Here is a 15,911-nt window from a genome sequence, read left to right as displayed (position 1 = left end):
GATGCAGCGCCTGCTGTCGCCCCGGATCACTGCGGGAGCGGGCTTGCCCCGGTCAAGCCTGAGGCTTGGCCCGGTCCGAAGGCCGCCGCACGCCCGCGACGATCTTGTCCACCGCCTTGGTCGCCGCGACCATGCCGAACGTCGCCGTCACCATCATCACCGCCCCGAACCCGCCGGCGCAGTCCAGCTTCACGCCGTCGCCGACAAAGCGCTTCTGCAGGCAAATGCTGCCGTCCGGCTTCGGATAGCGCAGCTGCTCGGTGGAATACACGCACGGTACGCTGTAATGGCGGTTCGGCGTGCGGGAAAAGCCGTAGTCGCGGCGCAACGTGGAGCGCACCTTCGAGGCCAGCGGGTCGTTGTAGGTGCGGTTGAGATCCACGACCTGGATCTGGGTCGGGTCGATCTGCCCGCCCGCGCCGCCGGTGGTGATGATCTGGATCTTGCGGCGCTTGCACCAGGCGATCAGCGCGGCCTTGGCGTTGACGCTGTCGATGCAGTCGATCACGCAGTCGATGTCCGGCGTGATGTAGTCGGCCATGGTGTCGCGGGTGACGAAGTCGGCCACCGGGTGCACCGTGCAGGCCGGGTTGATGCCGCGCACGCGCTCGGCCATCACCTCGACCTTGGGCTTGCCGACGGTGCTGTCCAGCGCATGCAACTGACGGTTGGCGTTGCTCACGCAGACGTCGTCCAGGTCGAACAGCGAGATCTCGCCCACCCCGCAGCGGGCGATGGCTTCCGCCGCCCAGGAACCGACGCCGCCGATGCCGACGACCGCCACATGGGCCGCCCGCAGACGCGCCAAACCTTCAATGCCGTACAAACGGGCGATGCCTGCAAACCGCGGATCTTCTGTGCTCATGACCGTTACCCCAAAAACCGGCGCGCATTATGGACGACCGCGCGACAACTTTTAAGCTTCCAGCTACAAGTGTAAGAACTTAAGTCAAAGCGGGTTGCCCAATGTCGGGCATTTCCCCGTCCGATGTGCGACTGGTGAACTGCCGGTGTAGGATTCGCGCCCTTTGGCACGACCTCGCCGAACCTTCGTTCCACAGCCTTTGGAACCCGAAACAGCTATGTCATCGCGTAAATTTGGACTCAACCTGGTGGTGGTTCTGGCAATCGCCGCCCTGTTCACCGGTTTCTGGGCGCTGATCAACCGCCCGGTCTCCGCGCCGAACTGGCCGGAGCAGATCTCCGGCTTCTCCTACTCACCGTTCCAACAGGGACAATTCCCGCAGAAAGAGCAGTATCCGTCCGACGACGAAATGCGCCGTGACCTGGAAATCATGAGCAAGCTGACGGACAACATCCGTATCTACTCGGTCGACGGCAGTCTGCAGGACATCCCGAAACTGGCCGAAGAGTTCGGCCTGCGGGTGACGCTCGGGATCTGGATCAGCCCGGACAAGGAGCGCAACGAACGGGAAATCACCCGGGCCATTGAACTGGCCAACACCTCGCGCAGCGTGGTACGCGTGGTGGTCGGCAACGAAGCGCTGTTTCGCAAGGAAATCACCGCCCAAGAGTTGAGCGTGCTGCTCGACCGCGTGCGCGCGGCGGTGAAGGTACCGGTCACCACGTCCGAGCAGTGGCACGTCTGGGAAGAGCACCCGGAACTGGCCAAGCACGTCGACCTGATCGCCGCGCACATCCTGCCCTACTGGGAATTCATCCCGATGGACAAGGCCGGGCAGTTCGTCTTCGACCGCGCCCGCGACCTGAAGAAGATGTTCCCGAAAAAGCCGCTGCTGCTGTCCGAAGTCGGCTGGCCGAGCAACGGCCGCATGCGCGGCGGCGCCGATGCGTCGCCAGCGGATCAGGCGATCTACCTGCGTACCCTGGTCAACAAGCTCAACCGCCAGGGCTTCAACTACTTCGTGATCGAAGCCTTCGACCAGCCGTGGAAGGCCAGCGACGAAGGGTCGGTCGGCGCCTACTGGGGCGTGTTCAACGCCGCGCGCCAGCAGAAATTCAACTTCGAAGGCCCGGTCGTGGCGATCCCGCAGTGGCGGGTGCTGGCAGTGGGCTCCGGGGTGCTGGCGCTGCTGTCGCTGACCCTGCTGATGATCGACGGTTCGGCCCTGCGCCAGCGCGGCCGCACCTTCCTGACCTTCATCGCGTTCCTGTGCGGTTCGGTGCTGGTGTGGATCGGCTACGACTACAGCCAGCAGTACAGCACCTGGTTCAGCCTGACGGTGGGCTTCTTGTTGGCGCTCGGCGCGCTCGGGGTGTTCATCGTGCTGCTCACCGAGGCCCATGAGTTGGCCGAGGCCGTGTGGGTGCACAAGCGCCGGCGTGAATTCCTGCCGGTGGTGGGCGATTCGGACTACCGGCCCAAGGTGTCGATCCACGTGCCTTGCTACAACGAGCCGCCGGAGATGGTCAAACAGACCCTCGACGCCCTGGCCAACCTCGACTATCCGGACTTCGAAGTCCTGATCATCGACAACAACACCAAGGATCCGGCGGTCTGGGAGCCGGTGCGCGACTACTGCGAGACCCTCGGCCCCCGCTTCCGGTTCTTCCACGTCTCGCCGCTGGCCGGCTTCAAGGGCGGCGCGCTGAACTACCTGATCCCGCACACCGCCAAGGACGCCGAAGTGATCGCGGTGATCGATTCCGACTACTGCGTGCACCCCAATTGGCTCAAGCACATGGTGCCGCACTTCGCCGACCCGAAGATCGCCGTGGTGCAGTCGCCGCAGGACTACCGCGACCAGAACGAAAGCACCTTCAAGAAGCTGTGCTACGCCGAGTACAAGGGCTTCTTCCACATCGGCATGGTCACCCGCAACGACCGCGACGCGATCATCCAGCACGGCACCATGACCATGACCCGCCGTTCGGTCCTGGAAGAGCTGGGCTGGGCCGACTGGTGCATCTGCGAAGACGCCGAGCTGGGCCTGCGGGTGTTCGAGAAAGGCCTGTCGGCGGCGTACTACCACGACAGCTACGGCAAGGGCCTGATGCCGGACACCTTCATCGACTTCAAGAAGCAGCGTTTCCGCTGGGCCTACGGCGCGATCCAGATCATCAAGCGCCACACCCGCAGCCTGCTGCGCGGCAAGGACACCGAACTGACCCGCGGCCAGCGCTACCACTTCCTCGCGGGCTGGCTGCCGTGGGTGGCGGACGGCATGAACATCTTCTTCACCGTCGGCGCGCTGCTGTGGTCGGCGGCGATGATCATCGTGCCGCAACGGGTCGACCCGCCGCTGCTGATCTTCGCGATCCCGCCGCTGGCGCTGTTCGCCTTCAAGGTCGGCAAGATCATCTTCCTGTACCGCCGCGCGGTGGGGGTGAACCTCAAGGACGCGTTCTGCGCGGCGCTGGCGGGGCTTGCGCTGTCGCACACCATCGCCAAGGCGGTGCTGTACGGGTTCTTCACCAGCAGCATCCCGTTCTTCCGCACCCCGAAGAACGCCGACAGCCACGGCTTCTGGGTGGCCATTTCCGAGGCCCGGGAAGAGCTGTTCATCATGTTGCTGCTGTGGGGCGCGGCGCTGGGGATTTTCCTGGTGCAGGGCCTGCCGAGCAGCGACATGCGCTTCTGGGTGGCCATGCTGCTGGTGCAGTCGCTGCCGTACGTGGCGGCGCTGATCATGGCGTTCCTGTCGTCGCTGCCAAGGCCCGCTCCGGCGCCTGAACCGGCACCGGCGGTCTAATTGTTCGACGATGCACTAAACGGCGGCCTATGGCCGCCGTTTTGCTTTAAGATGACCGCCATTTTGCAGGGCTTGGCGTGCAGCAAGGTCTGACCGACAGACTTCAGTCCCCTGTGGGAGCGGGCTTGCCCGCGAAGGCGTTGTAACATTCAACCGTTATGTTGGCTGACGCACCGCACTCGCGGGCAAGCCCGCTCCCACATCAACAGTCCGCGCCCACATTCATGATCCCGGAGTTTCCCATGACGGCCCACGCCGACCTTTCGCCGACCCTCCAGCTGGCCATCGACCTGATCCGCCGTCCGTCCGTGACGCCGGTCGACGCCGATTGCCAGAAACAGATGATGCAGCGCCTGGGCGCCGCCGGTTTCACCCTGGAGCCGATGCGCATCGAGGACGTGGACAACTTCTGGGCCACCCACGGCAAGGACGACGGCCCGGTGCTGTGCTTCGCCGGCCACACCGACGTGGTGCCGACCGGTCCCGTGACCGCCTGGCAGATCGATCCGTTCAACGCAGTGATCGACGAACACGGCATGCTCTGCGGCCGCGGCGCGGCGGACATGAAAGGCAGCCTGGCGTCGATGACCGTGGCCGCCGAGCGCTTCGTCGCCGACTACCCGGACCACAAGGGCAAGGTCGCGTTCCTGATCACCAGTGACGAAGAAGGCCCGGCGCACCATGGCACCAAGGCCGTGGTCGAGCGTCTGGCGGCGCGCAAGGAGCGCCTCGACTGGTGCATCGTCGGCGAACCGTCGAGCACCGCCCTGGTCGGCGATGTGGTGAAGAACGGCCGTCGCGGCTCCCTCGGCGCCAAGCTCACCGTGCGCGGCGTGCAGGGCCACGTGGCCTACCCGCACCTGGCGAAGAACCCGATCCACCTCGCCGCCCCGGCCCTGGCCGAACTGGCCGCCGAGCACTGGGACCACGGCAACGATTTCTTCCCGCCGACCAGTTTCCAGATCTCCAACGTCAACTCCGGCACCGGCGCGACCAACGTGATCCCCGGCGACCTGGTGGCGCTGTTCAACTTCCGCTTCTCCACCGAGTCCACCGTCGAAGGCCTGCAGAAGCGCGTCGCCGACATCCTCGACAAGCACAACCTGGACTGGCACATCGACTGGGCGCTGTCCGGCCTGCCGTTCCTCACCGAGCCGGGCGCGCTGCTCGACGCGGTGTCGTCGAGCATCAAGCAGATCACCGGCCGCGAAACCCAGGCGTCCACCAGCGGCGGCACCTCCGACGGCCGCTTCATCGCGACCATGGGCACCCAGGTGGTCGAGCTGGGCCCGGTCAACGCGACCATCCACCAGGTCAACGAACGCGTGCTGGCGGCCGATCTCGACGTCCTGACCGAAATCTACTACCAGACCCTGATCAAGTTGCTCGCCTGATGCTCGCCTGTCCGATCTGCAACGAACCGCTCAACGCCGTGGACAACGGCGTGGCCTGCCCCGCCGGGCACCGCTTCGACCGCGCACGCCAGGGTTACCTGAACTTGCTGCCGGTGCAGCACAAGAACAGCCGCGACCCCGGCGACAACCAGGCGATGGTCGAGGCCCGCCGCGACTTCCTCAACGCCGGGCACTATGCGCCGGTGGCCAGGCGCCTGGCGGAGCTGGCGGCCGGCTATGCGCCGCAGCGCTGGGTCGACATCGGCTGCGGCGAGGGCTACTACACCGCGCAGATCGCCGAGGCCCTGCCGGGTGCCGACGGTTATGCGCTGGACATCTCCAAGGAAGCGGTCAAGCGCGCCTGCAAGCGCAACCCCGCCGTGACCTGGTTGATCGCCAGCATGGCCCGCGTGCCGCTGGCGCCGGGCAGTTGCCAGTTCCTGGCCAGCGTGTTCAGCCCGCTGGACTGGGACGAGGCCAAGCGCCTGCTCAGCGTCGGCGGCGGCCTGATGAAGGTCGGGCCGACCCGCGGCCACCTGATGGAACTGCGCGAACGCCTGTACGACGAAGTGCGCGAATACACCGACGACAAGCACCTGGCCCTGGTGCCGCAAGGCATGGCGCTGGCCCACAGCGAAACGCTGGAGTTCAAGCTGACGCTGGACAAGCCCGAAGACCGCGCCAACCTGCTGGCCATGACGCCCCACGGCTGGCGCGCCAGCGCCGAGCGCCGCGCCGCGGTGATCGGCCAGGCCGAGCCCTTCGTGACCACCGTGTCGATGCGCTACGATTATTTCGTTCTTCAATAACCCTTTGGACTCGGGCACCGCCCGGGGCCGGCTAAATCCGCGAATGGATTTTTCAGACCCGCAGTGAGGACATCCATGCGCCAACCGGACATCGAGATTTACCTGAAAGACGCCGACGTCGACCACAAGCAGATCGCCGAATGGCTCGGCGCCGCCCTGGGCCCGTGCAGCGAATGGAAGCAGAAGGGCCAGACCTTCAAATGCCTGGCCGGCAGCATCCCCGTGACCTGGCTGCCCAAGGCCGTGGGCAAATGGAACAGCCTGTACCTGGAAAGCGACCAGACCCCATGGGACGACGACATCGCCTGCGCCCGCGCCGCCTTCGCCGCGCTGAACGTCGAAGTGCGCTGCGCACCGGGCAGCTGGGTCGAGGAAGAAGGCGAGGAAACGGCGGACCGCTGGATCCGCATCAGCGCCGACGGCGAGGAAGAGATCACCTGGCGCACGAGCTGACCTGCGTTTCAGCCCCAAAAATGTGGGAGCGAACCTGCTCGCGATTGCGCAATGTCAGTCGACATCAATGCCGGCTGAAACACCGCAATCGCGAGCAGGCTCGCTCCCACATGCGTTTTGGGGTTTCGGAGCGTGGCGTTACAGGCCTACCACATCCTCAGCCTGCAGGCCCTTCTGCCCCTGCACCACCGCATACTCCACCTGCTGGCCTTCGGTCAGCGAACGGTGCCCTTCGCCGCGGATCGCGCGGTAGTGCACGAACACGTCCACCCCGTCTTCGCGCTGGATGAAGCCGTAACCCTTGGCGTCGTTGAACCACTTCACGTTGCCGGTTTCACGTGTTGCCATCTGTTCATACTCCCTTTTTATTATTGAACGGGCTTTTCGCAGGAAAGCCTTTGAGGAACGTCAGCCTGCGCCCGACGTCCATACAAGGGCCCCGGCGACAGACCGCCGAGTATATGTCAGGTGCCGATAGTCTCAACAAGAGTTTACTTGGCCGCTTTTTTGCCGATTTTCAGCGAATCCGGCACACTGTCGCCCTTCCCGAGCAAACGCTCGGTTTTATTCAATGACGAAGAATCCGTATGACCCGTTCCCCGTTCCGCCGTCTTGTGTTCGGCACCTTGCGCCGGCTGTTGTACCTCTGGGTCCGCTCGGAGACGATCAACCAGTCGTCGTTCACCCTCGACCTCGACCGCAGCCGTCCGGTGTTCTACGTCCTGCAGACCCCTTCGCTGACCGACCTGGCCGTGCTCGACACCGAGTGCACCAAGGCCGGCCTGCCGCGCCCGGTGCTGCCGGTGTCCGTCGGGTCGCTGATCGAGCCGGCGGCGTTCTTCTACCTGACGCCGGATCCGGACTGGCTCGGCCGCCACGACAAGCGCGGCGCGCCGCCGACCCTGACCCGGCTGGTCAGCGCCCTGAGCCAGAACGCCGCCGAAGACGCGCAGGTCATTCCGGTGAGCGTGTTCTGGGGCCAGTCGCCGGACAGCGAGTCGAGCCCGTGGAAACTGCTGTTCGCCGACAGCTGGGCGGTCACCGGCCGTCTGCGCCGCCTGCTGAGCATCATGATCCTGGGACGCAAGACCCGCGTGCAGTTCTCAGCGCCGATCCACCTGCGCGAACTGATCGACCACAACAAGGGCCACGAACGCACCGTGCGCATGGCCCAGCGGATCCTGCGGGTGCATTTTCGCAACCTCAAGGCGGCGGTGATCGGCCCGGACATCTCCCACCGGCGCAACCTGGTCAAGGGCCTGATCAACCAGCCGCTGGTGCGCCAGGCGATCCTCGACGAGGCCGAGCGGGAAAACATCTCGGCGGAAAAGGCCAAGGCCCAGGCCCTGCGCTACGGCAACGAGATCGCCTCGGACTACACCTACACCGCCATCCGTTTCCTGGAAGTGGTGCTGAGCTGGTTCTGGAACAAGATCTACGACGGGATCAAGGTCAACCACATCGAAGGCGTGCAGAAGATCGCGCCGGGCCATGAAGTGATCTACGTGCCCTGCCACCGCAGCCACATCGATTACCTGCTGCTGTCCTACCTGCTGTTTCGCAACGGCCTGACCCCGCCGCACATCGCCGCCGGGATCAACCTGAACATGCCGGTGATCGGCGGCCTGCTGCGCCGCGGCGGCGCGTTCTTCATGCGCCGTACGTTCAAGGGCAACCCGCTGTACACCTCGGTGTTCAACGAATACCTGCATACGCTGTTCACCAAGGGCTTCCCGGTGGAGTACTTCGTCGAGGGCGGCCGTTCGCGCACCGGGCGCATGCTGCAACCGAAGACCGGCATGCTGGCGATCACGATGCGCAGCTTCCTGCGTTCCTCGCGCACGCCGATCGTGTTCGTGCCGGTGTACATTGGCTACGAGCGCGTGCTGGAAGGCCGGACCTACCTCGGCGAACTGCGCGGGGCGAGCAAGAAGAAAGAATCGATCTTCGACATCTTCAAGGTCATCGGCGCGCTCAAGCAGCGCTTCGGCCAGGTGGCGGTGAACTTCGGCGAGCCGATCAAGCTGGCGGAGTTCCTCGACCACGAACAGCCGGGCTGGCGCCAGCAAGACCTCGGCCCGCAGTTCAAGCCGGCATGGCTCAACGAAACCACCAACCGCCTGGGCGAGAAGGTCGCGCAGCACCTGAACGAAGCGGCGGCGGTCAACCCGGTGAACCTGGTGGCGCTGGCGCTGCTGTCCACCGGCCGCCTGGCCCTGGACGACCGCGCCATGGCGCGGGTGCTGGATCTGTACCTGGCGCTGCTGCGCAAGGTGCCGTACTCGCCGCACACCACCTTGCCGCAAGGCGACGGCCAGGCGCTGATCAAGCATGTGAAGGACATGGACCTGTTGTCCGAGCAGAACGACGCGCTGGGCAAGATCCTCTACCTGGACGAGCAGAACGCCGTCCTGATGACCTACTACCGCAACAACGTGCTGCACATCTTCGCCCTGCCGGCGCTGCTGGCGAGCTTCTTCCAGAGCAGCTCGCGCATGAGCCGCGAGCAGATCCTGCGCTACACCCGGGCGCTGTATCCGTACTTGCAGGCAGAGCTGTTCATCCGCTGGACGCTGGACGAGCTCGATGCGGTGATCGACCAGTGGCTGGAAGCGTTCGTCGAACAAGGCCTGCTGCGCTTCGAGAAGGACGTGTACCTGCGCCCGGCCCCGAGCTCACGGCATTTCGTGCTGCTGACCCTGCTGTCGCGCAGCATCGCCCAGACCCTGCAGCGCTTCTACATGACCGTCTCACTGCTGCTCAACAGCGGCCAGAACAGCCTCAGCGCCGAAGAGCTGGAAGACCTGTGCACGGTCATGGCCCAGCGCCTGTCGATCCTGCACGGGCTCAATGCCCCGGAGTTCTTCGACAAGAGCCTGTTCCGCCACTTCATCCAGACGATGCTCGACCTGGATGTGCTGCGCCGCGACGAGGCCGGCAAGTTGAGCTACCACGAACTGCTCGGCGAACTGGCCGAAGGCGCGGCCAAGCGCGTGCTGCCGGCGGAGATCCGCCTGTCGATCCGTCAGGTGGCGCTGCACCGCAGCGAAGATGCCGCCGAAGCGGCCGCCCCCGTGCAGCCGACCACTGAAAGCTGAAACGTGCGGACAACTAACCGGAAGGTGCCAGCATTTTCCGGTCGGTTGATTCGTGGACTAATGGGTTCTTTTGATCGATAAGGACATCGAAATGAACCCATTGAACGAAGTTGCACCCCTCATCAGGCTGACCTTCAGTCTTCCCGAAACCTTCAAGGCACCTGCCGACGGAGAGAACGAAACCGTCGTCGAAGTCCATGCGGACAACGGCACTGCACCGATGAAAATCAAAGCATGGAGAACCCCTTCCATCGCCGATGGCCAATGGGACTTCGCCTTTGAACACCGCCTGAGCGGCATCGGCGTCAGATACCGGATCAGTGTCCAGTTGTTCCACGACCGGCAGCCCTTGCTGGTGAAACAGGATCACCTGGTCATCGTCAATCGCGCCCCGCATCGCCAGACCGTGCACCTGAGCCCGGTCGGCTACCTGTATGTCAACGTCCAGGAGCCCGAGACTGTCGCGCCGGAAGAAGCCGTGACCATCAGCCTGCACGAACCCGACAGCCCGGACGTCGAACTGCTCCGTATCACCCAGGATGAACAGAGCGCCCGCTCGTTCTACCTTCGCTACGATCCGCGGCAACTGATCCCCGGCAGGCAGTATGCGTTGAGCGGCATCGAAAACCGCTATCACCAACGCATCGCGGTCTATCCCGGGCGGGCGGAACTGGTGCCGGCGGCGCGTGCGGCACGTTCAGCCGAATGGCCGTCGATCATCCGCCGGCTCGCGGCGCCATTACGTTTGTTCACTGACGCAGCCGCCAAATTCCGCTAGATTTTCCGGGGCGTCGGGATTCTTCCGGCGCCCCTGTCCCAGAGGTTTCCATGAAAAGACTGTCCCTGCTCGCCGCCGCCACGCTGCTGAGCGCCTGCCAATCCACCACGCCGGCCGGCAAGGCCAGCCTCGACGGCGAAGTGTTCTACCTGCAACGCATCGCCCTGCCGCCGAGCGCCACCCTCAGCGTGAGCCTGCAGGACGTATCCCTGGCCGACGCCCCGGCCGTGGTGCTCGACGAACAGACCGGCCCGGTCAAAGGCCAGGTGCCGCTGCCGTTCCGTTTGAGCTACGATCCGGCCCAGGTCAAACCCGGCCACCGCTATTCGGTCAGCGCGCGCATCGAGGTCAATGGTGAACTGATGTTCATCACCACCGAACACCACGCCGTGCAGCTCGACGGCAACGATCCGCAGCCGTTCAAAGTCCGCGTCGACGCCGTCCGCTAATTCACTTTCAGGAACAAGGAAGCCGCCATGCTCCGCCCTACCCTTCGCTTCGCCGGCCTGTGCGCAGGCCTGATGATCTCCGCCGGCGCGTCCGCGCTGTCCTTGAGCGACCTGTCGCAGTCCGACGCCACCGGCGGCCTCAAGGACGCCCTGACCCAGGGTGCGCAACTGGCCGTCAAACAGCTGGGCACGCCGGGCGGCTTCAGCGACAACCCGGACGTGAGGATCGAACTGCCGGGCAAGCTCGGCAAGGTCGCCAGCAAAATGAAGGCGTTCGGCATGGGCGACCAGGTCGACCAACTGGAGACCAGCATGAACAAGGCCGCCGAGACCGCCGTGGTGCAGGCCCAGCCGATCCTCGTCGACGCCGTGAAGAAAATGACCGTCGAAGACGCCAAGGGCATCCTCAGCGGCGGCAACGACTCCGCCACCCAGTACCTGAACAAGACCAGCCGCGAACAGATCCGCGCCAAGTTCCTGCCGATCGTCAAGCAGGCCACCGACAAGGTCGGCGTGGCGCAGAAGTACAACGCGTTCGCAGGCCAGGCCGCGACCTTCGGCGTGTTGGACGCCAAGAGCGCCAACATCGAAAGCTACGTGACCGAGCAGGCGCTCGATGGCTTGTTCGAAATGATCGGCAAGCAGGAAGAAACCATCCGCAAGAATCCGGCCGCCGCGGCGACCGGCCTGGCGAAGAAGGTGTTCGGCACCCTCTAGGCCGACAGGACAAGGGAGCGAGAGGCATCGCTCCCTTTCTTCGTTTCAAAGGGTGGCGCCGCACGCAGGAAGAACACCCACTCGCGCCCCATTTTCCGCTTCTCGAAGACCTGCAATCCCACCAGCCCGTTCAGGGCTGACACCGCCGCCCGATAGGAGCACCCCAGATGCTCCTGCACATTGCCCGCCGTGAATTCCTTGGCCACCTCGCTCTTGGCCGCCCGATACAGCGCCCGCTGCCTGTCCGAAAGCCGCTCGAAGAACCCTGACGCCAACAACCCGCGCTCGAAGTCTTCGGTGTGCGCCAGGCTCTTGCGATAGGCATCGGCAAAGGCATTCACCGCCCGCAGGATCACCGAGCACTGGAACTCGATGAAGTAAGTCAAATCCAGCTCGTCCGCTTCCGTATGCAGGTACGAGCGCCCGTACTGCACCGGCGCATTGCGCAGCAGGAGACTGATCGCGACGTAGCGAAACGCCGAGAAGTCGTTCTTGAACATGAACCAATAGAACAACGCCCGGGCGACCCGCCCGTTCCCGTCGCGGAACGGGTGCTCGTAACCCAGGGCAAAATGCAGCGTGATCGCCTTGATCAAAGGGTGCAGATCATCATGCCTTTGATTGACCCACCGAGAGAGGGCCTCAAGGCGCGCCACCAACCCGGCGGCGGGCGGCGGCCGATGCACCGTGTTGCCTTCGCCGTCCTGGACCACCACGTCGTCATCGCGCCTGAAACGGCCCGGCTGATACTGCGCATCATCGATCCCCTCCACACCGACCCGATGGAGCGCAGCGATCAGCCCGACACTCAAAGGCTCATGACGCTTTTCCCAGGCGAACCCCATCATCCTGTAATTGCCCATGACCATGCGCTCGTCGGGGGTGCGCGGCTGGCGCCGGTGCCTGAGCATGTCCTTGGCGACCCGCGTCGTGGTCGCCGCGCCCTCCAGTTGGCTGCTGGCGATGGCCTCGTCCTCGGTCAGGTCGTTGAGCAGACAGCTGAAATGCGCACGCTCGCCGATCCGGCTCGCCCTGTATTCGAGGGAGGCCGAAGTGGTCTGCCGATCCACCACGCAGAGGGTCTTCTGCGCCAGCGGCGTCAGCAGGTACTTGCCCCACTGCGCCGGCTCGCCCAAAGGCAGCAGGTTGATGTGCTGGGCGGCCCTGGCCTTCTTGACCAATGCCCAGCAGAGCCTCGCATCGAGCCCCGCCGCCCAGCGATGGCGCAAGGCGTCGAAGGGAAGGTAACGGTTCCGGTCGTCGAGGGGCTTGAGCAGTGCGAGATAGTCCATCAACCGATGCTTGTGGGGCGGGCGCACCAACAGCTCGAAGACCGGATCGGTCCTGCCCTTCAAGGGAGGCGGATTTTTCATGGAGGCTGACTCGAACGCTCGTCGAAAACGGAGCGTCGAGTACAGCATCCAGGCCCCGACGGCTCAATATCAGACCGGTCTGATATTGGCGTAGGAGATCAGACAGGCTCCTTCCTGACCCGGAACCACGCCGCATACAGCGCCGGCAGGAACAGCAGCGTCAGCGCCGTCGCCACGATCAGCCCGCCCATGATCGCCACCGCCATCGGGCCGAAGAACACGCTGCGCGACAGCGGGATCATCGCCAGCACCGCCGCCAGGGCGGTCAGCACAATGGGCCGGAACCGGCGCACGGTGGCCTCGATGATCGCCTGCCACGGCTTGAGCCCCGCGGCGATGTCCTGTTCGATCTGGTCCACCAGGATCACCGAGTTGCGCATGATCATCCCCGACAGCGCGATGGTGCCCAGCATCGCCACGAAGCCGAACGGCTGGCGGAACACCAGCAGGAACAGGGTCACGCCGATCAGGCCCAGCGGCGCCGTCAGGAACACCATCGCCGTGCGCGAGAAGCTGCGCAGCTGCACCATCAGCAAGGTCAGCACCACAACGATGAACATCGGCACGCCGGCGTTGACCGACTTCTGCCCGCGCTCGGAGTCCTCCACGGTGCCGCCGACGTCCAGCAGGTAGCCGTCCGGCAGTTCGGCGCGGATCGGGTCGAGGGTCGGCATGATCTGCTGCACCAGGGTGGCCGGTTGCTCCTTGCCGTAGATGTCGGCGCGCACGGTCACGTTCGGCAGGCGGTTGCGGTGCCAGATGATGCCTTCCTCGAACCCGTACTCCAGCGTGGCGATCTGCGACAGCGCCACGCTGCGACCGTTGTCGGTGGGCACCGCCAGGCTCGGCAGCAGCGACAGCTCGGTGCGTTCGTGCACGGTGCCGCGCAGCAGGATCTCGATCAGTTCGTTGTCCTCGCGGTACTGGCTGACGCTGGAGCCGGTCAGCGAGCTCTGCAGGAACTTCGCCAGGTTGGCGGTGCTCACGCCCAGGGCCCGGGCGCGATCCTGATCGATGTTCAGGTACACGACCTTGCTCGGCTCTTCCCAGTCCAGGTGGACGTTGACCACGTGCGGGTTCTCGCGCACCTTGGCCGCGACCTTGCGGGCCAGCGCACGGACTTCCTCGATGTGTTCGCCGGTGACGCGGAACTGCACCGGGTAGCCGACCGGCGGGCCGTTCTCCAGCCGCGTGACCCGCGAACGCAGGGTCGGGAACTGTTCGTTGAGCGTGTCGATCAGCCAGGTGCGCAGGGCTTCGCGCTCCTCGATGGTCTTGGCCAGCACCACGAACTGGGCAAAGCTGGCGGCCGGCAATTGCTGATCCAACGGCAAGTAGAAGCGCGGCGAGCCGGTGCCGACGTAGGCCACGTAGTTGTCGATGCCGGCGCGATCCTTGAGCAGCGCCTCCAGGCGTTTGACCTCGGCGGCGGTGTTGGCCAGGGAGGCGCCTTCGGCCAGCTTCAGGTCGACCATCAGCTCCAGCCGCCCGGAAGCCGGGAAGAACTGCTGGGGCACGAAGCGGAACAGCATCACCGAGGCGACGAACAGGCCGATGGTCAGCACGATCACGGTCTTGCGCCGGCGCACGCACCATTCCACCAGTCGACGCACCCGCTGGTAGAACGGCGTGCCGTAAGGGTCCGGCTGATCCGGGCCGTGCTTGGCCGCGTGGAGCTTCGCCAGGTCCGGCAGCAGCTTTTCCCCCAGGTAGGGCACGAACACCACCGCCGCCACCCACGAGGCCAGCAGCGCGATGGTCACCACCTGAAAGATCGAACGGGTGTACTCGCCGGTGCCGGACTGCGCCGTGGCGATCGGCAGAAACCCGGCCGCCGTGATCAGCGTGCCGGTGAGCATCGGGAACGCGGTGCTGGTCCAGGCGAAACTGGCGGCCTTGATCCGGTCGAAGCCCTGCTCCATTTTGATCGCCATCATCTCCACGGCGATGATCGCGTCGTCCACCAGCAGCCCGAGGGCCAGCACCAGCGCACCGAGGGAAATCTTGTGCAGGCCGATCCCCAGGTAGTACATGCAGGCGAATGTCATTGCCAGCACCAGCGGGATGGTCAGCGCCACCACCATGCCGGTGCGCACGCCGAGGGAGAAGAAGCTCACCAGCAGCACGATGGCCAGCGCCTCGACCAGCACCTGGACGAACTCGCCGACGCCGGTCTTCACCGCCGCCGGCTGGTCGGAGACCTTGCGCAGCTGCATGCCGGCCGGGAGGTTCTTCTGGATGCGGGCGAACTCCAGCTCCAACGCCTTGCCCAGCACCAGGATGTCGCCGCCGTCTTTCATCGCCACGGCCAGGCCGATGGCGTCCTCGCCCATGAAGCGCATGCGCGGCGCGGGCGGGTCGTTGAAGCCACGGCGCACGTCGGCGACATCGGCGATGCGGAAGGTGCGGTCGCCGACGCGGATCGGGAAGTTGCGGATTTCGTCGACCGTCTGGAAATTTCCCGAGACCCGCAGTTGCAGGCGCTCGCTGCCGGTCTCGAAGAACCCGGCGGTGGACACCGCGTTCTGCTCCTCCAGCGCCTGCTGCACAGCCGCCAGCGGCAGGCCGAGGGTGGCCAGCTTGACGTTGGACAGCTCGACCCAGATTTTCTCGTCCTGCAGGCCGAGCAGGTCCACCTTGCCCACGTCCTTGACCCGTTGCAGCTGGATCTGCACGCGGTCGGCGTAGTCCTTGAGCACCGCGTAGTCGAAGCCGTCGCCGGTCAGGGCGTAGATGTTGCCGAACGTGGTGCCGAACTCATCGTTGAAGAACGGGCCCTGAATGCCCGGCGGCAAGGTCTGGCGGATGTCGCTGACCTTCTTGCGCACCTGATACCAGAGATCCGGGATCTCGGCCGAATGCATGGAGTCCCGGGCAATGAACGTCACCTGGGATTCGCCGGGGCGGGAGAACGACACGATGCGTTCGTATTCGCCGGTCTCCATCAGTTTCTTTTCGATGCGCTCGGTGACCTGCCGCGAGACTTCCTGGGCAGTGGCGCCCGGCCAGCGGGTCTGGATCACCATGGCCTTGAAGGTGAACGGCGGGTCTTCGCTCTGGCCGAGCTTGGTGTAGGACAACGCGCCGACAATCGCCAGCAAAAGCATCAGGAACAGTACGATCTGGCGATTGCGCAGCGCCCAGGCGGAAAGATTGAAACCCATCG

General features: G+C 64.9%; 12 protein-coding genes. 8 read left to right on the top strand and 4 right to left on the bottom strand.

The annotated features are described in order from the left end of the window. Positions 1-52: 52 nt before the first annotated feature. A complete protein-coding gene (gene tcdA / locus CAG31_RS12295; protein ID WP_085581356.1) occupies positions 53-865 on the bottom strand; it encodes a tRNA cyclic N6-threonylcarbamoyladenosine(37) synthase TcdA in 813 nt (270 codons plus the stop codon). A 217-nt stretch (positions 866-1,082) separates the two neighbouring features. Between tcdA and CAG31_RS12290 the strand changes: the two genes are divergently transcribed. The 4 genes from CAG31_RS12290 to CAG31_RS12275 all read left to right on the top strand — a co-directional run bounded on the left by CAG31_RS12290 (position 1,083) and on the right by CAG31_RS12275 (position 6,330). Further along, positions 1,083-3,674, top strand: a complete 2,592-nt coding sequence (locus tag CAG31_RS12290; protein ID WP_085581354.1) for a glycosyltransferase — start codon at positions 1,083-1,085, stop codon at positions 3,672-3,674. 242 nt (positions 3,675-3,916) lie between these two features. Continuing rightward, positions 3,917-5,068, top strand: a complete 1,152-nt coding sequence (gene dapE / locus CAG31_RS12285) for a succinyl-diaminopimelate desuccinylase (protein WP_085581352.1) — start codon at positions 3,917-3,919, stop codon at positions 5,066-5,068. Next, on the top strand, positions 5,068-5,877 hold the full coding sequence (locus CAG31_RS12280) for a putative RNA methyltransferase (RefSeq protein ID WP_085581350.1): 810 nt from the start codon (positions 5,068-5,070) through the stop codon (positions 5,875-5,877). Before dapE ends, CAG31_RS12280 begins: the two co-directional genes overlap by 1 nt. Positions 5,878-5,952: 75 nt before the next feature. Continuing rightward, positions 5,953-6,330, top strand: coding sequence for a hypothetical protein (locus tag CAG31_RS12275; protein ID WP_085581348.1), 378 nt, complete (start codon positions 5,953-5,955; stop codon positions 6,328-6,330). Positions 6,331-6,468: 138 nt separating this feature from the next. Here the strand turns inward: CAG31_RS12275 and CAG31_RS12270 are convergent, their stop codons facing one another. Beyond that, the gene (locus CAG31_RS12270; RefSeq protein WP_008019570.1) at positions 6,469-6,678 is read right to left on the bottom strand and encodes a cold shock domain-containing protein; all 210 of its coding nucleotides are present in this window, start codon (positions 6,676-6,678) and stop codon (positions 6,469-6,471) included. 239 nt (positions 6,679-6,917) lie between these two features. Between CAG31_RS12270 and plsB the strand changes: the two genes are divergently transcribed. The 4 genes from plsB (at position 6,918) to CAG31_RS12250 (ending at position 11,372) form a co-directional block, all read left to right on the top strand. After that, the gene (gene plsB, locus CAG31_RS12265; RefSeq protein WP_085581346.1) at positions 6,918-9,428 is read left to right on the top strand and encodes a glycerol-3-phosphate 1-O-acyltransferase PlsB; all 2,511 of its coding nucleotides are present in this window, start codon (positions 6,918-6,920) and stop codon (positions 9,426-9,428) included. Between the two features lie 91 nt (positions 9,429-9,519). Continuing rightward, positions 9,520-10,206, top strand: a complete 687-nt coding sequence (locus tag CAG31_RS12260) for a hypothetical protein (RefSeq protein WP_085581344.1) — start codon at positions 9,520-9,522, stop codon at positions 10,204-10,206. Between the two features lie 50 nt (positions 10,207-10,256). Beyond that, positions 10,257-10,655, top strand: a complete 399-nt coding sequence (locus tag CAG31_RS12255) for a YbaY family lipoprotein (RefSeq protein WP_085581342.1) — start codon at positions 10,257-10,259, stop codon at positions 10,653-10,655. A gap of 27 nt (positions 10,656-10,682) precedes the next feature. Next, positions 10,683-11,372 carry a DUF4197 domain-containing protein gene (locus tag CAG31_RS12250; RefSeq protein WP_085581340.1) on the top strand — a complete coding sequence of 230 codons (690 nt, stop codon included), beginning with the start codon at positions 10,683-10,685 and terminating at the stop codon, positions 11,370-11,372. Here the strand turns inward: CAG31_RS12250 and CAG31_RS12245 are convergent. Together CAG31_RS12245 and CAG31_RS12240 are read right to left on the bottom strand one after the other, a co-directional pair. Next, positions 11,369-12,745, bottom strand: a complete 1,377-nt coding sequence (locus CAG31_RS12245) for a Fic family protein (RefSeq protein WP_085581757.1) — start codon at positions 12,743-12,745, stop codon at positions 11,369-11,371. The two genes, CAG31_RS12250 and CAG31_RS12245, sit on opposite strands and share 4 nt — an antisense overlap. Before the next feature lie 98 nt (positions 12,746-12,843). Beyond that, complete coding sequence (locus tag CAG31_RS12240) at positions 12,844-15,909, bottom strand: efflux RND transporter permease subunit (RefSeq protein ID WP_085581338.1); 3,066 nt, start codon at positions 15,907-15,909, stop codon at positions 12,844-12,846. Positions 15,910-15,911: the final 2 nt, after the last annotated feature.

It is taken from the genome of Pseudomonas sp. R25(2017), assembly GCF_002112565.1.
In the GTDB taxonomy this organism is placed as follows: domain Bacteria; phylum Pseudomonadota; class Gammaproteobacteria; order Pseudomonadales; family Pseudomonadaceae; genus Aquipseudomonas; species Aquipseudomonas ekonensis.
The sequence above is the reverse complement of the archived record's forward strand: the minus strand, read 5'-3'. Positions and strand labels throughout refer to the sequence as shown.